At 58.8% G+C, this 25,694-nt stretch carries 21 protein-coding genes, 1 tRNA gene and 2 pseudogenes; 2 read left to right on the top strand and 22 right to left on the bottom strand.

Going from position 1 to position 25,694, the window contains the following annotated elements; genetic code table 11:
• Positions 1 to 14: 14 nt before the first annotated feature.
• The 12 genes from FN060_RS17770 to rplU form a co-directional block, all read right to left on the bottom strand.
• Positions 15 to 1,340, bottom strand: coding sequence for a S41 family peptidase (locus tag FN060_RS17770; protein ID WP_142589243.1), 1,326 nt, complete (start codon positions 1,338 to 1,340; stop codon positions 15 to 17).
• Positions 1,330 to 2,730, bottom strand: a complete 1,401-nt coding sequence (locus FN060_RS17765) for a murein hydrolase activator EnvC family protein (RefSeq protein WP_142589242.1) — start codon at positions 2,728 to 2,730, stop codon at positions 1,330 to 1,332. Before FN060_RS17765 ends, FN060_RS17770 begins: the two co-directional genes overlap by 11 nt.
• 62 nt (positions 2,731 to 2,792) lie before the next feature.
• A complete protein-coding gene (gene rlmH / locus FN060_RS17760) occupies positions 2,793 to 3,275 on the bottom strand; it encodes a 23S rRNA (pseudouridine(1915)-N(3))-methyltransferase RlmH (RefSeq protein WP_142589241.1) in 483 nt (160 codons plus the stop codon).
• Positions 3,276 to 3,379: 104 nt separating this feature from the next.
• Positions 3,380 to 3,766 carry a ribosome silencing factor gene (rsfS, locus tag FN060_RS17755; RefSeq protein ID WP_142589240.1) on the bottom strand — a complete coding sequence of 129 codons (387 nt, stop codon included), beginning with the start codon at positions 3,764 to 3,766 and terminating at the stop codon, positions 3,380 to 3,382.
• A gap of 165 nt (positions 3,767 to 3,931) precedes the next feature.
• A complete protein-coding gene (locus tag FN060_RS17750; RefSeq protein WP_142589573.1) occupies positions 3,932 to 4,516 on the bottom strand; it encodes a nicotinate-nucleotide adenylyltransferase in 585 nt (194 codons plus the stop codon).
• A gap of 42 nt (positions 4,517 to 4,558) precedes the next feature.
• Complete coding sequence (locus tag FN060_RS17745) at positions 4,559 to 5,845, bottom strand: glutamate-5-semialdehyde dehydrogenase (RefSeq protein WP_142589239.1); 1,287 nt, start codon at positions 5,843 to 5,845, stop codon at positions 4,559 to 4,561.
• A complete protein-coding gene (proB, locus tag FN060_RS17740) occupies positions 5,838 to 7,016 on the bottom strand; it encodes a glutamate 5-kinase (protein ID WP_142589238.1) in 1,179 nt (392 codons plus the stop codon). The genes FN060_RS17745 and proB overlap by 8 nt, the downstream gene beginning before the upstream one ends.
• Entirely contained in the window at positions 7,013 to 8,074 is a 1,062-nt protein-coding gene (gene obgE, locus FN060_RS17735; RefSeq protein WP_142589237.1) for a GTPase ObgE, read from the bottom strand. The genes proB and obgE overlap by 4 nt, the downstream gene beginning before the upstream one ends.
• A gap of 219 nt (positions 8,075 to 8,293) precedes the next feature.
• The gene (locus FN060_RS17730) at positions 8,294 to 8,872 is read right to left on the bottom strand and encodes a GNAT family N-acetyltransferase (protein ID WP_142589236.1); all 579 of its coding nucleotides are present in this window, start codon (positions 8,870 to 8,872) and stop codon (positions 8,294 to 8,296) included.
• The gene (locus FN060_RS17725; protein WP_142589235.1) at positions 8,869 to 9,501 is read right to left on the bottom strand and encodes a GNAT family N-acetyltransferase; all 633 of its coding nucleotides are present in this window, start codon (positions 9,499 to 9,501) and stop codon (positions 8,869 to 8,871) included. Before FN060_RS17725 ends, FN060_RS17730 begins: the two co-directional genes overlap by 4 nt.
• 132 nt (positions 9,502 to 9,633) lie before the next feature.
• The gene (rpmA, locus tag FN060_RS17720) at positions 9,634 to 9,903 is read right to left on the bottom strand and encodes a 50S ribosomal protein L27 (RefSeq protein WP_052639912.1); all 270 of its coding nucleotides are present in this window, start codon (positions 9,901 to 9,903) and stop codon (positions 9,634 to 9,636) included.
• A 36-nt stretch (positions 9,904 to 9,939) separates the two neighbouring features.
• Positions 9,940 to 10,251: a 50S ribosomal protein L21 gene (gene rplU / locus FN060_RS17715; RefSeq protein WP_052639910.1), complete on the bottom strand. Its 312-nt coding sequence runs from the start codon at positions 10,249 to 10,251 to the stop codon at positions 9,940 to 9,942.
• Between the two features lie 292 nt (positions 10,252 to 10,543).
• Between rplU and FN060_RS17710 the strand changes: the two genes are divergently transcribed.
• Positions 10,544 to 10,633 (top strand) — tRNA-Ser (locus FN060_RS17710).
• A gap of 44 nt (positions 10,634 to 10,677) precedes the next feature.
• On the opposite strand, the pseudogene FN060_RS17705 reads toward FN060_RS17710, so the two are convergent.
• Positions 10,678 to 11,785: pseudogene (locus tag FN060_RS17705) on the bottom strand (helix-turn-helix domain-containing protein).
• A 287-nt stretch (positions 11,786 to 12,072) separates the two neighbouring features.
• Between FN060_RS17705 and FN060_RS17700 the strand changes: the two are divergent.
• A pseudogene (locus FN060_RS17700) lies at positions 12,073 to 12,404 on the top strand (IS66 family transposase); the annotation flags it as partial.
• A gap of 291 nt (positions 12,405 to 12,695) precedes the next feature.
• Here the strand turns inward: FN060_RS17700 and FN060_RS17695 are convergent.
• The 9 genes from FN060_RS17695 to FN060_RS17655 form a co-directional block, all read right to left on the bottom strand.
• Entirely contained in the window at positions 12,696 to 14,462 is a 1,767-nt protein-coding gene (locus tag FN060_RS17695) for a hypothetical protein (protein ID WP_183949790.1), read from the bottom strand.
• Positions 14,463 to 14,758: 296 nt separating this feature from the next.
• The gene (locus FN060_RS17690) at positions 14,759 to 17,851 is read right to left on the bottom strand and encodes a hypothetical protein (RefSeq protein ID WP_142589233.1); all 3,093 of its coding nucleotides are present in this window, start codon (positions 17,849 to 17,851) and stop codon (positions 14,759 to 14,761) included.
• Positions 17,852 to 17,874: 23 nt separating this feature from the next.
• On the bottom strand, positions 17,875 to 19,203 hold the full coding sequence (locus tag FN060_RS17685) for a nucleotide sugar dehydrogenase (protein WP_142589232.1): 1,329 nt from the start codon (positions 19,201 to 19,203) through the stop codon (positions 17,875 to 17,877).
• A gap of 79 nt (positions 19,204 to 19,282) precedes the next feature.
• Entirely contained in the window at positions 19,283 to 20,413 is a 1,131-nt protein-coding gene (locus FN060_RS17680) for a DegT/DnrJ/EryC1/StrS family aminotransferase (RefSeq protein WP_142589572.1), read from the bottom strand.
• 11 nt (positions 20,414 to 20,424) lie between these two features.
• Positions 20,425 to 21,009 carry an acyltransferase gene (locus FN060_RS17675; protein WP_142589231.1) on the bottom strand — a complete coding sequence of 195 codons (585 nt, stop codon included), beginning with the start codon at positions 21,007 to 21,009 and terminating at the stop codon, positions 20,425 to 20,427.
• Positions 21,002 to 21,955: a Gfo/Idh/MocA family protein gene (locus tag FN060_RS17670; RefSeq protein ID WP_183949788.1), complete on the bottom strand. Its 954-nt coding sequence runs from the start codon at positions 21,953 to 21,955 to the stop codon at positions 21,002 to 21,004. Before FN060_RS17670 ends, FN060_RS17675 begins: the two co-directional genes overlap by 8 nt.
• A 91-nt stretch (positions 21,956 to 22,046) precedes the next feature.
• Positions 22,047 to 23,378: an oligosaccharide flippase family protein gene (locus tag FN060_RS17665; protein WP_142589229.1), complete on the bottom strand. Its 1,332-nt coding sequence runs from the start codon at positions 23,376 to 23,378 to the stop codon at positions 22,047 to 22,049.
• 5 nt (positions 23,379 to 23,383) lie between these two features.
• Positions 23,384 to 24,382, bottom strand: coding sequence for a glycosyltransferase family 2 protein (locus FN060_RS17660; RefSeq protein WP_142589228.1), 999 nt, complete (start codon positions 24,380 to 24,382; stop codon positions 23,384 to 23,386).
• A 134-nt stretch (positions 24,383 to 24,516) separates the two neighbouring features.
• Positions 24,517 to 25,692: a DegT/DnrJ/EryC1/StrS family aminotransferase gene (locus FN060_RS17655; protein WP_142589227.1), complete on the bottom strand. Its 1,176-nt coding sequence runs from the start codon at positions 25,690 to 25,692 to the stop codon at positions 24,517 to 24,519.
• Between the last annotated feature and the right edge of the window lie 2 nt (positions 25,693 to 25,694).

The following is a 25,694-nucleotide window of genomic DNA, read 5'->3' as shown; positions in this document are numbered from 1 at the left end:
CGGCTTCAAAGATCTTACTGCTTTACTGCTGCAGCCTTGTCGGGGCTTGGCGGGAAGCTCGGGTCGGTCTTGTTGCCGCGCAACAGATCGAGGGCGTAGTTCAACTGCACGTCGTCCTTTGCCTCCGGCGGGACGTAGGCGACTGAGCCGGAGCCTTCATCCGTCTCGTTCTGACCCGGGATATGGCCGCGCAGGCTCGATTCACCCTCGGCACGCACCTTGCCCTGAAGCTCTTCGGGCAGTGGCTGCTCGACCTTGATGTCTGGGTTGATACCAGTGCCCTGGATCGAGGTTCCCGCAGGCGTGTAGTAAAGTGCTGTCGTCAGCCGGAGGGCGCCGCTTTCGCCCAGCGGAATGATCGTCTGGACCGAACCCTTGCCAAAGGAACGGGTGCCGAGCACTGTTGCCCGCTTCAGGTCCTGCAGGGCGCCGGCGACGATTTCCGATGCCGAGGCAGAGCCACCATTGATCAGCACCACGACCGGCTTGCCATCCGTAAGGTCGCCGGGGCCGGCATTGAACCGGCGGGTCTCGTCCGCATTGCGGCCGCGCGTGGAGACCACCTCGCCGCGCTCAAGAAAGGCGTCGGAGACGTTGATCGCCTGATCCAGGAGACCGCCCGGGTTAAGGCGCAGGTCGAGGACGTAGCCTTTCAGCTTGTCGGCCGGGACCTCCGCCTTAATCTTCTCGATCGCCTTCTCAAGGTCGTCATAGGTCTTCTCGGTGAACGAGATCACGCGGACATAGCCTACGTCTGCCTCGACGCGCGACTTGACGGCGCGAACCGCGATGATCTCGCGCGTGATGGTGATCTCCAGAGGCTTGTCGGCGCCCTCGCGAAGGATGGTCAGCTTAATCGGCGTGTTGACCGCGCCGCGCATCTTCTCGACCGCTTCCTCGAGCTTCAGGCCGCGAACGGCCTCACCGTCGATTTCCGCTATCAGGTCGCCGGCGAGGATGCCGGCACGGGATGCAGGCGTATCGTCGATGGGCGCAATGACCTTCACCAGTTCGTTTTCCATGGTGACTTCGATGCCGAGACCGCCGAACTCCCCGCGCGTCTGGGTCCGCATGTCCGCGGCGTCCTTCGCATTCAGGAAGCTCGAATGCGGGTCGAGGGAGGTGAGCATGCCGTTGATGGCGTTCTCGACGAGTTTGCTCTCGTCGGGTGGCGTCACGTACTGTGCCCGCACCCGCTCGAAGACGTCACCGAAAATGGACAATTCTTTATAGGTCGAAGGACCGGCAGCCTGCGCCGGCACTCCCGCCGAGTAGATGACGCTCATGGCCGTGGCACCCATCAGAGCGCCGACGATCACCAGAGAAGCCTTACGAATCATTTCGTGCCCTTCCAAGTTCCTTGGCGGTCCACCATGGCCTAGAATCGACCGGCGACCCACCCTTCCTGAATTCAATGTAAAGTGTCGGGCGATCCGTTTCCAGCGTCAATGCCGTAGCGCTCGCCACTCTTTTGTTACCCATGACGGCGATCGGTTCGCCGGCAACAACAAACCTGCCCTGTCGCGTACGAACCTCATCCATTCCCGCCAGAACAAGATGATAGCCCTCGCCTGCATTCAGGATGACCATCTGACCATAGCTTCGAAAAGCGCCGGCAAACACCACCCATCCATCAGACGGAGCTGTCACAACTGCACCAGGGTTTGAAGCCACGGTCATGCCCACCGCAGAATGTCCCGTCCCGTCTGGTTCACCAAAGCTCCGCAAGATGTCACCCGTCACCGGAAGATCGAGCTTCTGCCTCAGGCTGGAAAAGGCATATGCGGGCGCAATGCGGTTTTTGTCAGGCAGAATGCTCTCGGCCCGTTGCTTCGCCCGCTCCCGTTCCTCCTCGGAAAGGCGACGCTGGCGCTCTTCTTCGAGCCGTGCCTGCTCCATCGCCTCGCGTACAGAGGATATCTCGCCTTCGAGGGATTGGATCAGGCCTTCCAGTGAGGTCGCCCGTCCCGCCAGTTCCTCCGACCGGCGGTGTTCGGCTGCCAGTTCCTCGGCATTCTGCCGGCTGAGTTTTTCCTTCTCCGCCAGCAGCATGTCCATGCGCTTTTCCTCCTCGAGTCCTTCCGCGATGGTCTGGGACACCGAGGCCTTTTCAGCGGTCGCTTCTCCCTGCAGCTTCGCAAGCGCTTCCAGGTCCGCCACCAGTCGATCCGCCTCGGCCCGCATGCCCGGCACGACCGCTCCAAGCAGTATGGCGCTCCGCACCGAGGCGAGCGCGTCCTCCGGGGTAACGAGGAGGGCGGGTGGTGGATTGCGGCCCATGCGCTGCAAGGCCGCCAGGACTTCTGCCAGAAGAGCGCGCCTTTCCACAAGGGAACGGCGGATCTCTTCCTCCCGCAGGCGAAGCCGCGCCAGTCTTTCCTCGCTATCCTGGATATTCTGCTCCAGCGCCTTGCGGCGGCTCGCCGAGTCGACGAGCGCCTGGCGCAGGTTGGCCGTGGTTTTCTCCAATTCAGCTATTGTCTGCTCGATCGCGTCCGTCTTCTCGACCGAAAGGCTGATCGTGTTGCCGAGGACGTCCAGTTCCTGGCGCGCCTCGTCCCGCTTACGCTGGAGTTCCAGCGTCGGATCCTGAGGCGTCATCGGTTGCTCGAGAACCTGGGCACGTGGCGCAGATAAATGAAGCGCCGGCACCGTGAGAAGTGCCGTGGCGATCCCGGTTATTAGGACACGGCCCCCGCGCCGAATTGTCTGTCGTGACGTGAAGTTCATCTCTCTACCGTTCGCCGCGCAGTCAAGGTAAGCTGATTTGCGCGACATGACCACATGGCGGCCTAGGCCCTGTGATACGGGTGACCGGCGATAATCGTGACCGCCCGATAGAGTTGCTCGGCGATCAGGATGCGGACGAGCTGGTGCGGCCAGGTCATGATCCCAAGATTTACCACGGCGTCGGCCCTGGATTGGAGTTCCGGATCCAGTCCGTCCGCGCCGCCGATCGCGATCAACATGTCCCGTTTGCCGCTGTCGTTGAAGCGGCCGATCATCTGGGCGAAACTCTCGCTGTCCATTGATTTCCCGCGCTCGTCGAGCAGAACGAGGAGACCCCCTTCCGGCAAGGATTTCTGGAGGATGGCGGCTTCTTCCTTCTTGCGGGTGTCGGCATTTGATGCGCGGCTTTCCGGCACCTCGATCAACCGCGAAAATTCAAGTCCAACCGCAGGGCCGGCCTTGGAGAAACGATCGAGGTAGCGAGACGCAAGGTCTTTCTCGGGGCCGGATTTCAGCCGTCCCACGGCAAAGAGGCTGATGCGCATGTCCTGTCCTGCAATAAGGCCGGCCTAATGCTGGCGGCTAGCGGGTGAGCGCAGCCGCGTCACTACGGTCGGCTTTACCGGGTCAGGGCAGCCCTAACAACCGGTCAGTGAAGTGTTTCTTCCTCGAGATCGGGAGCGGCCCACATCTTTTCGATGTTGTAGAACTCCCGGACTTCCGGTCGGAACACATGGATGATGACGTCGCCCGTATCGATCAGAACCCAGTCGCCGCTCTCCAGGCCCTCCACCCGAGGGGTGCCGAGGCCTTCCGCCTTCAAATCGCGGATAAGGTGATCGGAGATCGCGCTGACGTGCCGGTTCGACCGCCCGGTGACTACGACCATGTAGTCTCCTAGCGCTGATTTTCCGGCGATGTCGATGGTGACGATGTCTTCTGCTTTGGAGTCCTCAAGGCTTGCGAGGACCAGTTCGAGAGCACGGGCCGCGGCATCGGCGCCACGTTCCAGTCTCTGCGGGAGGATGCCGGGCATCTTTCCCTTGGTGTGCACTGTTGTCAGGGTTCTTCCTTTCGTCCAAGTAACAGCTACAGCACTGTCAGCGAATCCGGACTCTCCGGCCGCTGTCTAAAGGTGGCATCGAAGGGGCTATCTTTCAAGCGACACGTGGGAAACATGATGAAGGGCTGGTGCGCGAGGTTAGGTTCCCGCCAGCCTCAAGCTCGTCGAACTGAGGGCGGAGCGGGGGCCATGGATGAAAGTCCATGCAGGAGCGGGTCTCCGCCACAGAACGCCAGCATCGTCTTCGTCAACACGCGCGTAGTCGAAGGTTCGCGTCAATCGTGACGAGAGGAAGGAAAGCGTGGAGCCGGGACGATCGATGATGGCGATCGGAAAGGTCTGGACGATCGAGCGCCACTTCTGCCACCGGTGGAACGTCCGAAGGCTGTCCGCGCCCATGATCCAGATGAAACAAATGCCCGGCCTGCGCCTTCTGACATGGGCGAGCGTGTGGGCAGTGTAAGGGCTCCCGAGGGCCTGCTCGAAGGCAGTAACCTTGATCCGCGGATCCTGCGCCAGCTTTTCGGAAAGGGCGATACGATCGGCAAGCGGCGCCAGTTCGGTTCGGCTCTTCAGCGGGTTCCCCGGCGTCACCATCCACCAGAGCTGGTCAAGGCCGAGGCGGCGAAGTGCAATCTCCGCCACCAGCAGATGGCCCTCATGAGGAGGGTTGAAGGAGCCGCCGAAGAGGCCAACGGCCATGCCGCGCTCCACATGCGGCATTGACAGATAGCGAGGGGCGATGGAGGCGCTCTCCACAGGCGGCTAGGGCCGGATCTGGCCGGTGCCGTGCACCAGGTATTTGAACGAGGTCAGCTGTTCGACGCCAACTGGTCCGCGCGCGTGCATCTTTCCGGTTGCGATCCCGATCTCGCCGCCCATTCCGAACTCGCCGCCATCCGCAAACTGGGTCGAGGCATTGTGCAGCAGGATCGCTGAGTCGATCTCGTTGAAAAACCGCTCTACGACCTTCGGATCCTCGGCAATCACTGCTTCCGTATGGTTGGAGGAATAGGTGTTTATATGGGCGATGGCGCCCGAAATGCCGTCAACGATGGCGACGGCGATGACTGCGTCCAGATATTCAGTCCGCCAGTCGTCCTGGGTTGCCGGCTTCAATCCGGGAAATACCTTCAGGACCGCAGCCGAAGCGCGGATCTCACAACCGGCAGCAGTCAGCGCCTCCAACAGAGGCATAAGATGGGTGCCGATTGCGGCACTATCGATCAGCAGTGTTTCGGCGGCCCCGCAGATGCCCGTGCGACGCATCTTGGCATTGACCACGATGCGCTTTGCCATCTCGAGGTCGGCTGAGGCGTCGACATAGACGTGGCAGAGGCCTTCGAGATGCGCAAACACCGGCACCCGGGCCTCGTTCTGCACGCGTGCCACGAGGCTCTTGCCGCCGCGTGGGACGATAACGTCGATTGCACCGTTGAGACCGGTCAGCATGGCGCCGACTGCGGCGCGGTCACCGGTCGGTACGATCTGGATTGCATCCTCTGGCAGCCCGGCTGAACGCAGGCCCTCGACGAGGCAGAGGTGAATGGCGCGCGAGGAATTCAGGGAGTCTGAGCCGCCGCGAAGGATGACTGCGTTGCCAGCCTTCAGGCATAACGCCCCGGCATCCGCCGTCACGTTCGGGCGGCTTTCATAGATCACACCAATCACGCCGAGCGGCGTCCGTACCCTTTCAATTCGCAGACCGTTCGGGCGCTCCCAGGCGGCGATCGTCTCGCCGACGGGATCACGCAGCTCTGCAATCTCCCGCAATCCCTGCGCCATGGCGGCAATGGATTTGTCGGAAAGCTTCAAGCGATCGATGAAGGATGCCTGGAGCCCCTTGCCTTCGACTGCGCGCAGGTCCTCTGCATTGGCGGCCAGGATCGCGTCCTGCGAAGCGAGCAGCGCATCCGCCATCGCATTCAGCGCCCGGTTCTTGGTCTCACCGGATGCCAGCGCAAGCTGCCTGGCAGCCGCCTTTGCATGGCGGCCGATTTCATCCATGAGGGCTGTCACGCCGTCGGTCTTCGCAGTGACGAGGTCAAGCATGGGCAGGGTCCTTAACATCACTTTGCTGATCCCCCAGGCTGCTGCCGGACAGGGTCATCACGAGGTCGTCGCGGTGAACCATGGCAGCGCGTCCCGGATAACCGAGGATGGCTTCGATCTCGCCAGACTTGCGACCGGCAATCTGTCGGGCTTCGTCGGCATCGTAGCTGGCGAGCCCGCGGGCAATCTCGCGCCCATCGGTTCCTATCACCGCCACCGTGTCTCCGCGGTGAAAATTCCCCGCGACCGAGACCACACCGGCAGGAAGCAGGCTTTTGCCCATCCCAAGAGCGGCCTGCGCACCGGCATCGACCACGAGTTTTCCCGCCGGCTGCAACTGGCCGGCGATCCACGTCTTGCGCGCGGCCACCGGGCTGCCCGAGGGCGCAAACCAAGAGGAGCGAGCGCCCTCGTCTATGGCGCCAAGGGGATGTTTGTCCTTTCCGGACGCAATGATCATTGCGCAACCGGCGCTCGTGGCGATCTTGCCGGCATCGATCTTGGTGCGCATGCCGCCCCGGGACAGTTCCGAAGCCGCGCCCCCCGCCATTGCCTCTATCTCCGGCGTGATTGCGAGGATTGAATCCAGGAAGCGCGCTTCGGGATCGAGATGTGGCGGTGCTGTGTACAAGCCGTCTATATCCGAAAGAAGCACAAGCAGATCGGCGCTGGTCATCGTCGCAACGCGGGCGGCGAGACGGTCGTTGTCGCCGTAGCGGATTTCGGACGTCGCGACAGTGTCGTTCTCGTTGATGATCGGAACGGCGCCGATCTTGAGCAACTGGTTGATTGTTGCGCGAGCATTGAGGTAGCGGCGTCGCTCTTCCGTATCCCCCAGGGTCAGGAGGATCTGCCCGGCTATCAGATTGTCGCGGGAAAGGCTTTCGGACCAGGCGCGTGCGAGCGCGATCTGCCCGACGGCCGCTGCTGCCTGGCTTTCCTCCAGCTTGAGCGCCCCGCCCGGCAGCCCAAGCACTGTGCGTCCGAGGGCAATTGCGCCTGAGGACACGACGAGGGTATCAATGCCGCGGGCCTTGAGTGCAGCGATATCCTTGCAAATGGAATCCAGCCATTCCGACTTGAGCCCCGTGTTCCTGTCGACGAGAAGCGCCGAGCCGATCTTGACGACAATGCGCCGGTGGCTCGTCAGCGGCTTGCGGGAAGTGCTCATTGCGTCTCCCCGTCCGCGTCACCGGCCGCCCAACGGGAACTCCGGTCAGGCAGTGCCGTGTTCTCGCCCGCCTCTTCGACGATGACATCGCGAAGCGCTCGCAGGACCTCGGTCATACCCTTGCCCGCGACAGCAGAGATTAGGAACGGCTGCGACCCGCAAGCCTTCGCCAGTTCCTTTGCCTTCTTCTTCAGTTCCTTGTCGTCCAGGACGTCGATTTGTGACAGCGCCACGATTTCTGGCTTGTCTTCAAGCCCACCATCATAGGCTTCCAGTTCATGCTTGACCGTCCGGTAGGCCTTGCCAACGTCTTCTTCCTGAGCCGAGATCAGGTGGAGCAGAACGCGGGTACGCTCGACATGGCCTAGGAAGCGATCGCCTATGCCGACGCCCTCGTGTGCACCTTCGATCAGGCCGGGGATGTCTGCCAACACGAACTCGCGACCGTCGATCGTGGCGACCCCAAGGTTAGGGTGGAGCGTCGTGAAGGGATAGTTTGCGATCTTGGGGCGGGCGCGGGTCACAGTGGCCAGGAAGGTCGATTTGCCCGCATTCGGCAGGCCGACAAGACCGGCGTCGGCAATCAGCTTCAGCCGCAGCCAGATCGTCTTTTCCTCCCCCTCGAGGCCGGGATTGGCCCAATTAGGTGCCTGGTTGGTGGAGGATTTGAAATGGGCGTTCCCAAAACCGCCATTGCCGCCCTTGGCGAGCCTGAAACGTTGCCCCTCCTGGGTCAGATCGATGATCAGCGTCTCGCCGTCCTCTTCCAGAACCTGGGTCCCCACCGGGACCTTGAGCGTCACGTCATCGCCGTTGGCACCGGTTCGGTTCCGACCCATGCCGTGCATGCCGACCTTCGCCTTGAAGTGCTGCTGATAGCGGAAGTCGATCAGCGTGTTCAGACCGTTGACGGCTTCCACCCAGACATCTCCGCCGCGACCGCCGTCGCCTCCGTCCGGACCTCCGAATTCAATGAATTTTTCCCGCCGGAACGATACTGCTCCCGCCCCGCCGTCGCCGGAGCGTATATAGACCTTCGTCTCGTCGAGAAATTTCATCGTGCTGCCATTCGTCTCGTGTTGGCGACGGTTCCACCGGGTGTGGAACATCGTGGGTTCGATATAGGCCGTTCAGGCGGAGGTCAAAACATATCACGCAGCCCGTCAATAACATACCGTCCGGAATGGACTGAACCGGTGGCGGGACAGGGACTCCGTAGCAAGGCGTAGCTGTTGCCGTGGCAGTCGATCTTATTGGTCAGCTGCTACGGCAGGAATTCATGGCCGGCGGAGATCTTCAGGTTGGAGAAGCGTATCTATGTGCGCGACGATGGCATTCCGTGAAAGGCTGTACATCTCGCTGCAACCTGTAATCCGAAAGCCGAGCTTCTGCTGGATCTTGAGGGATGCGGCGTTGTCGGCGAAGGCGCCGGATTCGATCGCAACGTCCGGCATGCGCCGGAAGAAGCGGTCCAGGAGGGCGCCGGTCGCCTCAGTCATGATCCCGCGTCCCCAGTAGTAGCGGTTGAGCCAATAGCCAAGGCGCCAGGCGCCTGCCCGCAGCTCGAGTGAAACGGTGCCGATATGGACATCGTCCCCCATCGTGATTGCAGCTGACCAATCGGCCACGGAGGGTGAGACCTGGATCTGCAACCAGTCGAGCGCATCCTGCCGATCGTAAGGCTGCGGGACCCGTGCCAACATTCGGGCCACCGAGAAATCGCTGAGCGATTCCGTGATGCTGTCGGCATCCGAAAGCCGGTGCGGGCGCAGGACGAGACGCGACGTGGCGACGACGGGGCGGGGCCCCGGCGTCCTTGCTTCCACGCGGTGGCGCTCGAGAAGGGCAGAGCTCATCTGAGTTCTCCCCAGCTTCTGAGGGACATCCACGTCTTTCGGTCAAGCCGGAACCACTCGACCGGAACCATGCCGCCCAGCGCCAGCGATCCGATCATACCGGAGCTCTGGAACTGGAAGCCGCACTTCTGGATCACCCTTCGTGACGCGACATTGGTCACCCGGCAGCGCGCGTCGATATGGTCGATGTCGCGGGTGCGGAACGCCATGTCGATCAGGACGTGGGCGGCCTCGGTCGCATAACCCTTGTTCCAGTGCGGCTCACCGAGCCAGTAGCCGATCTCGACCGTCCTCTCGTCTTCCTGCGGCTCCAAGCCGCAACAACCGAGGAACGCCCCATTATCGCCGCGCGTAATGGCATAGACGCACTTGCCGATCTCGCCGCTGTTCGTGCGTCGCACGAAGTCGGCTGCGTCTCTTGCCGTGTAGGGATGCGGCATGCGGGACACCATGGTGGCGATGTTCGCATTGTTGGCGAGATGGGCAAGGGCGTCGATGTCTTCCTCGTGAGGAGCGCGCAGAACCAGTCTCTGCGACAGTAAGACAGGGCAATCGCTTCTTGACCGCTCGGGTCTCAGCCGTTCCTCGGGTGGCCGTGATTGGCTCACCCTTATTAATTCGCCTTGCATGGTTCAGTCCTCCTTGTGGATCAAAAGAAAAAGGGAAGGTGGGTGGCGCCCCATCTTCCCTTTCTTCTGGACTGAAACCTGGTGGTGCCAGCCGGGTCGATGAGACGCCGGCTGTTTTAGAGCGCTACCGGCTTATTCCGCTGCTTCCGCTTTCGGCATTACAGACACGTACACGCGGCCATTGGCCTTCGTACGGTAGTTCACGTTGCCGGCGGTCAGCGCAAAAATGGTGTGGTCCTTGCCGAGGCCGACATTGGCGCCCGGATGCCACTGCGTACCGCGCTGGCGCACGATGATGTTGCCCGCGATGACGGCTTCGCCGCCGAACTTCTTCACGCCTAGGCGCTTGGACTGGGAGTCGCGACCGTTACGCGACGAGCCGCCGGCTTTCTTATGTGCCATTGGTGTTCTCCTTAAACCTTAGAAACCCTGATCGACTTAAGCCAAGATGTCCGTGATGCGGACAACCGTGTGGTGCTGGCGATGGCCGCGAATCCGCTTGGAATTCTGGCGGCGGCGCTTCTTGAAGGACAGGACCTTCTTGCCGCGGTTGTGCTCGACCACTTCGGCCTTGACCGTCGCACCCTTTACGAAGGGAGCGCCGAACTTGGCATCGGCGCCTTCGCCGACAACCAGGACTTCGTTGAATTCGATCGTCGAACCGGTTTCGGCGTCGAGCTTCTCGATGGTGACGACATCGTTTGCCGCGACGCGGTACTGCTTACCGCCGGTCTTGATGACTGCGAACATTTTTTATCCTTTCATGTTCGTTCCGGCTCTGCCCGAAGGCGGCCGTCTTTTTGTCAGTCGTTGAGCGGTCGGTCCTTGCCTTCCGCCGGTGGAAATCGGGCGCCTGCACATCAGCTTGCGCACAAAAGAAAGAGGCATGGAATCCATTCCACGCCCAGTCGCTAGCGGGCATAGGCGAGGGTATCGAAACTGTCAAGGAAAAAGCATGGCGAGAGGTGGATTTGCTGCTTGCCAGCCTCAGCTTTCATCGCTATGAGACAGCCCGCGCTTCAAGAGCGCCGACCAGCGAAGCGGAGAGGTGGCTGAGTGGTCGAAAGCACCGCACTCGAAATGCGGCATACGGGCAACCGTATCGTGGGTTCGAATCCCACCCTCTCCGCCATGCGCACCCGTGTCCGACCCGGACACATAGGTAACGGTTTGTACCTAAGACATGGGTGACAACCTCGTGCCGAACGGGTTGTCGATGGTTTGCAAAGTCCTCTGATCCAGGTCGATATATTCCAGATCATAGTGCATGAAGCTGACGAGCCAAATGCCGTGGTCGACCTCTTTTATCCCAAGCTTCTGTCCGGCTAGCACAGTGGAGATGTTGATCTTCTTGCGGCACATGCAGACGCGTCCGCAATGGGTGACGAGCACGTCGCGGTCGTGGAAAGGATAGTTGATCTCTGGCAGGCCCTCGTAGGGTCGTGAGGATGCGACGTAGAGATCCGCGGGCACTTTCATGTTCAACGCCTCGTGCGGCCGTTCTTCATTGAATTCGCTGACGAATGCACATGGCGTCCGTTCTGTTGCGGATGGCCAGGCCGGATGCGTTCAAGGCTGATCCCAATTGCAGCCACCACACCGACAGCTTAGACAGATTATAGAGGCCATTGGGACTGGCGAAAGGCAGGCCATTGTTTGAACGAATGGCGGCAGGCAAACCGAATTCAGAAAAGATCCTTCGCAAGGCGTCGAAGACACCTTGCTCGCGTGTCGACTCAAAGGCTTCGCAGCCAAGAAGATATCGTGACCTGATCTGTGACCGTCAGGGGGTAACAGTAGCGGCCATTGCTGAGCTTGAACTCGCCTTGAAGTCTACGCACCACAGGTCATTGGGTATAAGCGCTTGCGACAGCTGCGTGCCCTCGGCCTTGTTCGCCCGGCTCCTCTTGCGGGCCTGGCTCACAAGGCCGTGGCGATCGAGCACAGTATGCACCGTGCTCTTTGCTGGGATGCGAACATCGCCGGCAAGACGCTTGATGAGCAGCTCTCGGATCTTCCTGGCACCCCAGTGTGGCTTCTCTCGTTTGAGGCGAACAATCATGGCCTCAACCGGCTCCGGCAACTGATTGGCATAGCGCACTGGCCGTCGAGATCGATCGGTCAGCGCTTCCGGACCGTCGTCCTTGTAGCGGTTGAAGATCTTGTAGCCAGTCTTGCGGGAGATGCCAAACGCTCGGCACACCTCGCTCATGCCTTCGCCTTCAAGCAAGCGGGCGACAAAACGCAAGCGTTCCTCCACAACCGAAGTCTCTTTCCACGGCATCAACACCTCCCGCAAAAACGGAAAGCGTTACCCATGTCACCGGTACGTTTCGTTACCTATCTCTCAGGTCGGGCACCGTTGGGATGCAAAGGGTCTTCGTCGATCTAGTAATCTACTTCCATTTGATGTGTGGGTCCCGACGATGCGCATTATCGCTCCGCCGGCAGCTCCCCATGGCGCATCTTTCGCCTTCCTCTCGCGTTCGCGGGAGTGCAGTTTATCCCTCGAGCAAGATTTTCCTAAGGGGTACATGGGTTAAATCGCCCCAGGATCCGACAGGCCATTCAGGCAAGATCGGCGATGCCGTTGTCCTACACCTGAACCTGTGGGAATACCTGACGCGCTACACCGCAGACGGAAGAATGCCGATCGACAACAAACTCCTCAAACGCGATATCAGGATTTTTGCCACTGAAGAAAACCCTAGCTGCTCAGCGACATAGTGGACGCAGCAAGGGCCAATGCCGTCGTCTACGGCATCATGCTGACCTGTCGCGCCTGCGGCATCGAATCCTTGACCTACTTGCGCGGTTTCGTCATCTAACTGCCGCAAAGCACAACAGATGCCGACATCAGCGATCTGCTGCCATTCAACTTCGCCAAAGCCGCCGCTGCCTGACCCGATACCAATGGCTGAAAACCGCCCAGGTCTAACGGGACCCGTCAATGCGTATGGAAATGATCGCTCACATCGAGCCCGCAGTGTCTGCGGTTCGGCAGCCACAGCTACATGGTCTCGGGCGGGTGAAATGTAAGTTCGCGACCTGAGCTCGGCTTAGGATTCTAGGGTCGCGAAACGACGGGGATGGTATGCCCAGTTCGAGACTCAGGGCGACCCTGATCTGAGGTTTTATAAGAACGGATCGACAAATGGTGGAACGAGGTGGCGGAGCTGATACGTGACCAAGGGTCAAGCGTACAGCTTCGGGATGCGGTCAATGGTCCTGATTGCCTCATCGAAATCAATGTTGATCAACTGCGTGTACTCACGGATCGATTTCCATCGCGGTTGGTTGTCGCGTTCCACCAGTGCCAGCGCCTTCTCGCGGGTGATCTGGCCTTCGCGAATCTGATTTGATCGAAACGTATCGTGTTCGGAGAAGCCTGCAACCGACGTATAGATGTAATTGTAGAAGGCTGCGGTGCCGTCCCCGATGCGCCAGGTGCATGGAGTATCGTCCGCCAGTTCCCAGTCATACCCGTTGATGAGGGTGTCGTCGATTACCTCTTCTTTCCAGTCGACATAGTCGAACAGGTAGAGATGGTCTTGGTTGATCCCGTAGTAGGAGAGGAATGCCCACGCGGTGTCGGGGATGGATCGGTTCAGATACCGCGGATTCGACAGGTAGCGCTTACCGTACTCCGTCAACATCTTCGCCTTGCGCCCCATGCCGAAGGAGGAGGGTTGGTTGAACCCTTCCACCTGCGGCGGAACGTTTAGGAAGCCGAGCTTGAAATCTGTCTTTTCCAGTCTATTAGTGCAGAACACCATCAGCGGGATGCCCGTCTGCTTGATGAGCGAATTGGCATACCAGAAGAACTGCTTGTCGCCGGCCATGAAGAGCGGGATGATCCCCAAATCCGGCTTCTTCAGCCACGCCAGTACGTTTGCTCGGATGTTGGCGCGCTTCTGTTTAATATCCGCCGAAATCCAGATGTGCTCAATGCCGAGCTTTCCGCACATGCGCGCTTGGTTTCGTCGCCCCAGATCCGTCACCATGCCCCAGTCATAGGAGAAGGTGATCGGCTGCATGCCAAACTGCTCCTTCAGCAGGTGCAGACCATAGGAGGAGTCGCGACCTCCCGAGAATGCTACCACGCAGTCAGGGGCCTTGCCGTTCCCCCTGAACTTGGAAAGGTATTCCTCGATCTCGCGTTCCGGCTTCTTCTCCCAAGGCTCATAGGTATGACAATAGTTGCAAATGCCGTCCGCGTCGTATGCAATATACGGCATCGTCTCAGGTAGAAGACACTTCGTGCACCTGCGCATGTTTGCCTGGGCCTGGCGAAGGCGGTAGGATTTCTCCTCGATCTTTCGCTGGGTACCCAACAAGGGACTGACTTGAGGAGTAGCGAGAGCGGGATCGAACGAGAACGTTTTGGCCTCAAGGGTGGAGAGATCAAGAGTCATTCCCTGACCTGCGGCAAGCTGTTGGATCGCTGCTCCCTCGAACCCCGGAATGGCTTTCTGGCCCAGGGTAAGCTTCTGGCAAATCCATTTCTCCGAGGCAAAGAAGAACGCATCGCGGGCGTTGGAAACGCAGTAGTGTATTGAACCTGTGTTGGTCCCCAGAAGAAGTTCGTTTGAGCCACGTGTGAAGAAGGCGATAGATGTTTCACCGTATATTTCGTTGAAGGCACGGCTCATCGCGTGCGGAATGGAATCGCCTTCAGCTGAATACTTGTGGATGAGCGCCGCGATAACTTCAGTATCGACGTCAGCGCGCGGTGAAATGTCCGGATTTGCTGCCCACAGTTCAGCCCAGTTGGTAACGATGCCATTGTGTACGATGACGATGTCGTCGCGCCAGACGGGCTGATTGTTGGCATCGATTCCCTGCAGACCGTTGGTCACAAGCCTCGCGTGCCCAATGACAGCTAGCGGCCCCGCGCTCTCGCCGGCAAAGAAGCTTCTCGCCCCGCGCTCCACTGCAGCCTCATAGTCTGCAGTTTTCAACATGGCCTCGGCCGAAACCGAATCCTTGTGGACAACGATCTCCGTCGGATTGGCGATGGCGAGGCCAGCCGCTTCCTTGCCTCGGGACTGAGAAAGCAGGAAGAGATCCTTGACAGCCCGCTGCCATCTCTCGCGATCAAACGAGTGATTGGAGGACGTAACAAGGCCGAATATACCGCACATGGGGCTCTTTCCCGCAAATGAAAAACCAGGATTCACTCTGCCGTCGATGTCACGGCCGTATCACCCGCACTTACCTGCTCAAGGCGCGACAGTAAACGCTCTAAATGCTCAGGTCACGGTTGTGAGACCAGGGCACGGTATGCCCAGGCGGCGCTTTGTAACTCCCAGGGGGAGCTGACCCTGGCATAATGCCGCGCTACCCTCGGCGACAGGATAGGTTGTTCGCCCTGCCTTTGAAGCTCATAGTTGGCGAACGGATAGACGTGGCCGTTGTAAATCTGATGCCTGACAGAGCGCAGGAGATGGTGTCTGGTTGGTGCATCGAAGGTGTCGAGGTGCGCCAGGACAGCCATCAGATCCATGGTCCGAAATGAAATCCAGGCCTTGATCTTGTCTCCACCATATGACGGCATGTTGAGGGAGACCCCGTCGGTCGAATTCCAACCATCGTAGGCGGTGCCCCACCAATAATTCCAACTCCCGTCGTTCGGGAAGATGCCCATTGGCGCGATATGGCGCATAAAATGCGCGATGATCTCGGCACCTGCGTCCTTCGCTCCTGCACATTCGGGAACTGCTTCTGTTCGACGAACGGCATAGGCCCACTCATTCTGGTGATTGTAGGGCACAGCCAGACCGTCGAAATAGAAGCTGCTCCCCTTGGGCCAGCGTAAGCTGGCATTGCCGGGCTGCATCCACCAGACGGGTTCGCCGCCGCGTTGAAGCATGTCGATGTGACCTGTCAAACAATGCATGGCCTGTCGCGCAGACTGATAGCCTGGCAGCGGCAGGGGGTGAGCTAGTTCGGACAAATACCGATCCATCAACAGGACGAGCCTACTGCTCTGCACGGCAAAGAGTGCGGGACTGCGGTCGACCGTGAAGCCGCGCGTCTTGTAGCGTCCTTCTCGCCAGTGCCAGTCGATCAGGAGCATTTCCATATCGAGGCGTACGCGCATATCTTCGAGCAGATCAGCAAAGGCACGTCCGATCCCGGGCTCGTTTTGCGCGATCAGCAGAAAGTCCAGCATTCCGCTGAGATAGTAGATTTGAGACCAAGGGATACGGCCTTCATCATTATTGGTGCCGAACTCCATCCATCCGTTCTGTTGTATGCGCTGAAGGTCGAAACGTAACATGCGCGCATATCCGTCCGGGTCCGCCGCGAAGTCTACTTTCACTCCACCGCTCTTGAACCTGACGTCAAAAGGCACTGAATCCTCTCCGAGTTGGGGGAGGGGCTGGCCCTCGGGACCTACGAGAAAGAACTCCTTTCGTCCATCGACAGAAGTGCGCGCCTGGCAGAGTATGACTGGCCCCCTGGGTGCCGCCACTGCCTCAACCGCCCGAAGACAGTTATCAACTCGTTTTTCATGAAATCCTTCTTCAGAAGAGTAGCGCCCGTTCAACGTACCGCCCACCAGCGCGATTTCGCTGGTCCCGACAGGAAAGAGGAATACCCCCGGGATCATTTCGTAAGTTCCACCCGCCGGATCCTGCAGCAGGGGGAGCTTCAAGCTCTGTCCGACCTGGGTGACGTTTTGTGTCTGTACAGCATAGCGTGCGAGGTAGTTATTGAGCGAGATGTTGTCATAGTAGACGAGATAAACCTCGCCGTTTTGTACGGTCGACGCGCGAAAGATGGGTTGACTGTCCGACGAGTGCTGGATGGGGAAGCGTGTTGCCAGATTTCCTGCCTCGTCAGCGACGGCGAGGCTGAGTTCGTTGCCAGGCATGCTGCGCACGAATATCGCCCGCCTGGTTCCCAGATCGTGACTTGCGATTGGGATTTCACCCTTCCCGAACACGATTTCGGGACGATTGGGCTCACGGAGGGTCATGTTGAGCGGCAAGTCGCCCCGTGCGTTTACGGTGGAAGGTTTGCCTTCTGCAGGGGAGACGAATGGAACGGTTATACCGCCGTCGGCTCCTGCAGCCAGCATATGGCTAACGGAGGAATTGGGAGTTTCTGCCGATTGGGGACGAGTAGTAGACACCTCTTTCGGTACCCGCCGTTCCTCATAAAGGGTGCAATCGACAATACCCCGGTAGAGATAGGCCTCGTATTCGTTCACGACCAGCTCATCGGCGAAGTTCGTGCCTTTTGGATATTTAAGGAATCCATCAGCGTCCCGATATTTCGGAAGCTCGGCGGCAAGAACCGGTGAGAGGTCGGCCATACCAGGGGCGGCACATGTCAACGACATTGCGATGCCCAAGTCGTAGGTCCGGGCAGGTCGGTCAATGTTCTTTTGTAGCTTTGGCCAGGCTCGTACGTATCCTGCTTCCGTATCGGAAAACTCTCTTAGGTGCGAGAGAGCTGCCTCCATATCGATCCTGTTGCCCAGACGCCCGCCGTAATGCCGATACTTCATGAGTCCGTCGATAATGTAGTTCGCATGGGGGAGGTCGTTTGCAACGTCCTCTTGGATGGAATAGTGCCAATACCAAGAGCCGGTCGCTTCATTCACCCGGTGTTGGTCAAGCAGTACCTGCACTGTATTGTCCGCTACTGACCGAAGGGCTTCCCGCAATTCGACATCGTCTGTTAGAAGACTGAAGCGCTGCAACTGGCCGGCCATGTAGGCAGCCGGATTGAAGGTGTCGTAGACGAGGTCGCTGTCCTGGAAGGAGTAAGGCATTAGCCCGGAAGGCGAACGTAGCCGCGGATTGGTGAACGGGCGCAGCGCTGCCGTGACTGTTTCGAAGATCTCAGCCTTGGGAGAGGTAGGGTCCCGCTCCATCCACGTCATCAGGGCATCTACTGCAATGGCGGTTGATATGGTGTAGACCGTATTGGCTGGATTCTCAGACCCATCTCCGTAGGCGTCCCACGCGATCGGCACACCCCAGCCGACTATTCCGTCCCCGTCGATATCGTCATGGTCCAGGAGCCAACGCCCCGAGACGGCGGCTAGGCTGGGGAATTCCGGCAACAAGCCGTGTCTGTTGCGCTCGACCTCCGCAAGAAGAACCTGAGCGTAGGCCTTCGGGATGTCAACTGCATCGAAACCAGGATAGTCGGCTGTTCCGAAGCCAGGCTTCTCCGGGTCGAACCGGTTGTAAAGGTCAGAGAGAAGAGGGTATCTAGAATCTTTGAATTGCACCTCTTCATCTCGGAAGCAGCCACTGACGCCCAGAAGGAATAGAATTAAAAAAAAGACGCCACCGCCTTTTGCACGGTCGGCTCTCGACCAATGACCCATTGCCCTCTCCTTCGTATGCGGCGTCAGGCCTTTACTATTTTTTTACGTAGTTCAACTGGCACGTCTCTCATCGCATTCCGCGTGTCGACGATGAGTTGGCCCTCTTGAGCCAGTTCCTGCCAGTTTACACTATCATGATCGGTCGCGATCAAGATCGCGTCGAATTCTCCGATCTTTGCGCGGTCGTATCCGAAGCTTTTGCGACCAGTCAGCGACTTGTGCTCACGAGTGGGCGGAATGACCGGGATATACGGATCAAAATAAGTTACTTCGCCGCCACGGGCCTCGAGCATCTCAAGGAGTTCAAGCGAAGGGCTTTCGCGCATGTCGTCGACGTTTTTCTTGTAGGCAATTCCGACAAGCAGGATACGTGAACCGTTGATGGTCTTACGCACGCCATTGAGTGCTTCAGCCACACGGTCCACCACATATTGCGGCATGTTCTTGTTTATTTCACCGGCCAGCTCGATAAATCGGGTATGCATACCGAATTCGCGCGCCTTCCATGTAAGATAGAAAGGATCGATCGGAATACAGTGTCCGCCGAGCCCTGGCCCAGGGTAGAACGGCATAAAACCGAACGGCTTGGTGGCTGCCGCGTCGATCACCTCCCACACGTCGATGCCCATCTTGTCGTAGATCACCTTCAACTCGTTCACGAGCGCGATGTTGACAGCCCGGAAGATGTTTTCGGTCAGCTTCACAGCCTCTGCCACCTCGGGGGACGATACCCGGACCACCTTCGTGATTACGGTCTCGTAGAGAGCGGAGACAATTTCCAGTCCCTCCGGCGTGGCAGAGCCCACGACCTTCGGGATGGTCGCGGTAGAATAGCTTTCATTGGCTGGGTCTTCACGCTCCGGCGAATAAGCCACGAAAAAGTCGACATCCACTTTCAGACCGCTTTCCTGTTCAAGAATGTCAGCTAAAAGCTCCTTCGTTGTACCAGGGTAGGTTGTGGATTCAAGAACGATCAACTGTCCTTTGCGGATATATGGCCCTATAGCACGCGCGGTTGCTTCGACGTAGCTGAGATCCGGTTCCCGATATTTGTTAAGCGGCGTCGGGACGCATATAAGCAGAGCGTCGGCTTCCGAGGCGCGGGCGAAGTCGTGCGTAGCATGAAAGCGTCCGCCATCGACCATCTCCTTGATCCGGTCGTGGGCAATGTAGTGTATCCGGCTCTTGCCGGACATCAGATCCTCATTCAAGCCTTCATTGATATCAAGGCCGAGGATCGGAAAGCCACCATTGTGGAACGACAGCGCCAACGGCAGTCCAACGTATCCCAGACCAACGATGCCAACGAGCGCTTCCTTCCTATCCACCTTGGAATGGAACATATCGCGCATGCCAGCGCGTCTCCTGGTGATTTCGGCAGTATCGTGCATGAGGTTCTCTTTGTTCAAAGGTGGGCGCGACCGATTGGTGTCAGGCTGATTTCTTCAAGGCGTCGAAGACGCCCTCGATGATGTAATCCTGCGTTTTCTCGTCGAGATAAGGGTGCATCGGAATGCTTAACACCTGGTCAGACAGCCGCTCGGTCAGCAAAAGTCCGCCAGGCTGGACGGGGTTGTCCTTGTATGCTGTCTGCATGTGCAGTGGTTTGCCGTAGTAGACCGCTGTCGGAATACCTTTCTCTGCAAGGATTTTCATCAGCCTCGCCCGGTCCTCCACAACCAGGGTGTACTGCGCCCAAGAGGAGATTGCTCCCGCGGGAACATGCGGCACTCGAATTCCGGCATGGTTGGCGAATGCCTCGCTGTAGCGGGCAGCTACCCTGTTGCGGTCTATCACTTCCTGCGGAAAGACCTCCAGCTTCGGGATCAGGATCGCCGCCTGCAACGTGTCTAGACGGGAGTTCAGTCCTACACGAACATTATCGTACTTGTCATAGCCCTTGCCATGAACCCGCAGCGACTCAAGGACGGAAGCCAGTTCGTCGTCCTGGGTGAAGATCGCCCCGCCATCTCCGTAGCAGCCGAGCGGCTTTGCCGGAAAGAAACTCGTTGTAGCAGCGTGGCCGAAGGCACCGGCCTTCACGCCGTTGCGCTCGCCGCCGAGCCCTTGTGCCCCGTCCTCAATCACCCGGAGTCCGTATTCCTCACATACTGGGAGAATGGCTTGGTAATTCGCCGGAAGACCAAACAGATCCACGGGGATCACGACCTTCGGCTGGAGTTCTCCTTGCTGAATGACGGATTTGATTGCACTCTCAAGGCAGGCTGCATCCATGTTGAACGTGAACTCATCGATTTCGACGAAGACCGGCGTTGCTCCCACCAAAGCGACCACCTCAGCCGTCGAGGCGAAGGTGAAGCTTGGCACGAATACCGCGTCACCCGGACCGATGCCCCACGCCATCAGCACGAGCTGCAGAGCATCAGTTCCGTTAGCACAGCCAAGGGCATGATTGACGCCTACGTAGTTACGCAACCCGTCTTCAAGTTCCTTCACCTCGGGTCCCATGATGTACTTGCCGTGGGACAGCACCTCATGAATGCGGCTTTTTATCTTGTCGCCGATCCTTTCTTGCTGAGCCGCAAGGTCGATAAACTGGATAGACTGAGTCATTATGAATCCTGCTTCTTTCGGAGGCCACCGGTTGCCTCGTCCAACTCATATTTTTCACCCGTTCTCGGACATGTGAGGTCTTCGCCCATTACTTCGCCTGTCTCCGAGACCCACCCGATGCGCCGTGCAGGAACCCCTGCTACCAAGGCGTAAGGCGGCACATCCTTGGTAACCACGGCACCTGCCGCGACCATGCACCATGCGCCAAGTTCGTTTCCGCACACCACCGTCGCATTGGCCCCGATCGTGGCGCCGCGGCGTACGAGGGTCGCGCCAAACTCGTCCTTCCGCTCGATTTCAGCCCGGGGGGTCAGGACATTGGTGAAGACGCACGAGGGGCCGCAGAAGACCCCCTGTTCCAGCGTCACCCCTTTATAAATGCTCACGTTGTTCTGGATCTTGCAGTTGTCGCCGACGGTGACGTTCGGGCCGATGACGACGTTCTGCCCGATGGTGACATTGCGGCCAACGACAGTGTTGCCCAGGATATGGCTGAAGTGCCAGATCTTCGAGCCGTCACCTATCTCACATGGCTCGTCCACATAGGCGGACTCATGCACAAAGTATCGCAGCTTCTCATTCATTGTTGTTCGAGCCCCTCATGAGAACCTCCAGCACAGCGATTGCCTCACGCCCGTCCGTCAGCGGACGACTACCGTCCGCGATGCAGTCGATGAAGTGACGGCACTCCTCCTTCAACGGTTCGCCCTCCTTTAGTTCTATCGGCTCCGCGTCGGCCTTATGCACATGCGGTATGCCGTCTTCTATGCGTGCTTGGTGTCGATACAACGTTACCTTGGCTTCCCAGTCCTTGGTATCGTCGAAAACCAGCATCCCCGTTTCTCCGACCACGACCAGCTTGTGCTCCTTGAATGGGTGGAGCCAGGATGCAGTCGCCCGCGCGATCGCGCCGGAGGGGAAGGAGAGGTAGAGATCCGAGAAATCCCATAGCGGTTGTAGGAAGGCGCCGCCGCGCCCTTTCACCCTGTCGGGCATCTCCCCGGCAAGAGCGAGAATCATGGAGATATCATGAGGCGAAAAGCTCCAGAGGACGTCTTCCTCAGTCCGAAGCTTGCCAAGGCTCATCCGGTGGGACGTGATGTAGCGGAGCTTCCCGATCTCGCCGCCTCTCACGATAGCCTTCACCTTCTGGAACGCCGGATGGTACTGCAGAAGGTGACCGACCATCAGAACTAGGCCGGCATTGTTCGCAGCATCGATCACGGCCTGTGCATCCGAGAGGTTGAGTGCGAGCGGCTTCTCAACATATACATGCTTGCCGGCAGCCAGCGCCTCGAGCGCCATTGCCGCGTGAAGGTGTGCCGGCGAGGCCAACATTACGCCTTTCACCGATGGTTCGGCCAAGACTTCGGGCCAACTCAGTGCCTTGACGGCGTATTCGGCGCCAAACTTCTCCGCAAGAATGCCATTGGTGTCTGAAACGGCGGCGAGTGCACCAAGCTCGGCGACATTGCGAACGATGTTCTTGCCCCAGTGGCCGCAGCCTACCACGGCCACCGAGGCAGTCATGCCATTATGTCTTGAATTGTCCATTGCGTAGCTATCTCGGTAGTCGTGCAGGTTTCTGATTCGACGTGGGCGCTTTTGGTCGCTTCTGCGTTCATGGTGGTGCAGTGTCTGTCCCGTTTGAAGATCCTCGCACTACGCCGGTCATAAGGTTCCATCCCACGAGCCGCCTACTCATTACTAGCAAGACCCAAGTTCCGCAAACGTAGCTTGCGGCCGTACCCGCGGACGCTCCTACAATGCCCCAGACGGGAATCAAAGCGGCATTGACAAGGACATTCGCCAACACAGCAACGAACTGTTGCAGGGTCTGGTAACCGGGATACCCCGAGACGAGCAAGAGATTGTCGAACGGGACCAGTCCTGAAACAACGACCAGCCCCGCAAGAAGCACAAACAGTGCCGGCAGACCTTCTAGCAGACCCTTCTCAGGGAAGACGTAGTTGCTGGCTGCCCAGTACAGGATGAGCAGGCCGACGGAAAGTGCGCCGATCAAAAGGGGCGCGAAAAGTTTGGATAGGCGCAGGATCTTGTTTGCGTCGCTCCACCTGCCGTCTCGGGTCGCTGCGACCAGCAGTGGGTTGAAGTTTACTCTCACCATAGCAAGAAGGTGATAGAGACCGTCGAGAAGCATAGCGGCAAAGCTGTATATCCCGACCGCGGTGTCGGAAAGGAACATCCCCAGCATGAGCACGTCAACTCGCGTATTGACCTCTCCGAACATTCCGGCCGCCAGGCTTTTCGAGCCGAAGCGTATGTGTTTCCGGAGCCAATCGCTGCTCAATTTCAGATGCCTGACAATGCCCAGCGCTCCTACGCGAGCGACGGCTCCGACCAGCGTGATCGTTTCAGCAATTACGAATGCGAGTGGAGCGTAGTCGAAGTCCCAGTCGCTCGCTGCGAACAGTGTCACCACCACAGTGACCACGATATAGCGGCCGGCCTGCAGCAGCGAGAATGCCTTCATGTCGCGCTGACTGTTCAGAAAGGAGATCAGTACCTTCGTCAATGGGAAGAGTGCAATGCCGAGCGCAGCGATCGATATGCTTCGGGCCGCTCGTTCGGAATCGAACATCCACTCGAAGCCCGGACCTAGCAGGAAGATCATCCCTGCCCAGAAGACCCCCATTGCGAGAGCTGGAAGACAGGCGGAGCCCAAGATCGTACCGAGCAAGTCACGGTCGTTCGAGTGATAAGCCGCGTGACGCAATACCGAATAGTGGATCCCCAGAACCGCGATCTGAGATGTCACGATGTAGATCGAATAGGCGAGGTTGAACACGCCGAGGTCAGCGGCTGTCCGGAAGTACACGACAAGGATATTGATGAGGACGCCGGAGACAGCCAGGACGACGAAGCTGCCCATCGTCCAGGCGATGTCGGTGGAGAGCTTGCTCGCGAGAATCTTAGCGATGTGCCCGCGCACCGGGTTCAAGCCTGCGGGGGAGGCAGCCGTACAACATCGCGTGCTGACAACGGCGGGTTGAGGTGCTTGTTCTCTTCGTAGTCAAACCACATCGCGAAGGCAATCGAGTTGAACCCCACCGAGAAGGTGAAAAGCCAGCTCAACAAGGTTATCTCAGGCACGCTTCCCTGCGCGACCCACAGGACGATGAGGCGAAGAAACAGGACAATGCTCATCAGGCCCGCGAGGAATCCAAAGGCGTAGAAGAACACCAAAGGGTGGAAGTTTCGAATGATGTACTTCTCCTTCAGCCTCCAGAAGAACAAGCGGACGAGGAGCGACCCAATCGTGAATATGACCTTGCGAACCTTGATCCCCGACACCTCCCCGACGTTGTAGACCGGTTCCACCGGTACGTCCTGAACCCGAAGACCCTCGACATTCAGCTTCACCAAGATGTCATTGGGCTGCCCGTAACGCTTGTACATCCGGTCCCAATCGACCGCCGCCAGGGCGCGCGCGTTGATTGCAGTATAGCCGGTCTGGGAATCGGCAACGTGCCAATACCCGGACGCGATCTTCGTGAAGAGGGAGAGAAAGGCATTTCCAAAGTAGCGTATCTTTGGGATCTTGCGGAAGGCTTCCCCCGTGACCAGCCTGTTTCCCTTCGTGTAGTCAGCCTGATCATCCACCACCGGATCGAGAAGGGAGGGCATGTCGTCGGGGTTCATCTGGGCATCACCTGCCATAACCACGGCAATGTCCACACCATTGTCGCGACTCCACTTGTAGCCCGTCGCGATAGCGCCCCCGACGCCCTGGTTGATTTCGTGGTTGATCAACACCACCCTTCGTCCGTCGTACTGCGGATGCTGCCTTACGACCGCCTCGGTGCGGTCTTTGCTGCAGTCATTGATGATGATGATGTGATCGACGAAGGCAGGGGCGGTCTCGATCACTCGACTGATCTGCGTTTCTTCGTTGTACGCAGGGACGACAACACTGATCGTCTTGTTTCTGTACATGGATTACCACCGATCAGTCCCTGCGACCTCGGGGCAGTGCGGGACAATAGAAAGAACTGGCGGACACGCTTGTTGGCGCCCAGCGGATCGTCATTCCGATGAAGCATTTCTCTACGGGTTTCAAGCGCGAATTCTCACCGCGTGGCTTTTTCCAGAACAGACTTAATGGCTGAGGTCATTCGCTCAACCTCTTCGTCGGTCAGGGTCGGGTGAGCCAGGAAGGCCAGACTTGTATCACCGAGTTCGCGTGCCACCTCCAGCCGTTCGACTGGGCGGGAGGGGGAGTCCACAAAGGCCTTCTCCAAGTATATCTCGGAGCACGTGCCATGAAGGCATACCGCGCCAGCTTCATTGATTTCGGCTGCAATCCGGTCGCGGGTCCATCCGGTTGCTAGGTTCTCCGGTCTGACAAAGGCATAAACGCGGTAATAGGCGTGGACAAAGTCGAACGTGGGCTTCGGCATCCTTATGCTGGAGAAGGCTGCAAGCGCCTCCTCTAAGGCTGAGGCTACCGAGGTCCGTCGTGCCGTCCATTCCGCCATTCGCCTGAGCTGTATCCTGCCGATCACAGCCTGCATTTCCAGCATGCGGTAGTTGGAGCCAATTGACTCATGCAGCCATCGAAAGCCGGGCGCGTGCTGCCGTTCGTATACAGCTTCCCAAGATTTTCCATGATCCTTAAAGGACCACATCCGGCTCCAAAGATCGCGACGATCAGTGGTCACCATTCCACCTTCACCGCCCGTCGTCATGATCTTGTCCTGGCAGAAGGACCACGCGCCAATGTCGCCGATGGTCCCGAGGTGCCGGCCCTTGTACATGCCGCCGTGACACTGGGCGCAATCCTCGATCACAAACAGCCCCCGCGAACGAGCAAGCTCCATGATCGGATCCATGTCACAGGCCATGCCCGCGAGGTGGACGACAATGATACCCTTGGTGCGTGGCGTGATTGCCCGCTCGATGGTCTCCGCGCTCAGCCCTTGGGTTTCCCGGTCGACATCGGCAAAAATAGGTCTTGCTCCCGCCGTGACAACTGCACTCGCTGTGGCGATAAAGGTTCGGGGCGGCACGATGACCTCGTCCTCGGGCGACGGCTGGAAAGCACGGACAGCAACCTCCAGGGCGAGGGTGCCATTTCCCAACGCAATGCCGTATTCCGCCCCAACCCATGAGGCGAACTCCTTCTCGAACGAGCGTGTCTCTTCTCCCGTCCAGTAGTTGACCCGGTTGGACAGGAGAACTCGCGAAACCGCGTCGGCCTCTTCTGGCGTAAAGCTGGGCCAGGGAGAGTATCTAGTTTTAGGCATGA

Origin of the sequence: Pseudorhizobium halotolerans (assembly GCF_902153235.2) — a bacterium.
Lineage (GTDB): Bacteria > Pseudomonadota > Alphaproteobacteria > Rhizobiales > Rhizobiaceae > Neorhizobium > Neorhizobium flavum.
This window is presented reverse-complemented; position numbering and strand designations above follow the sequence as displayed.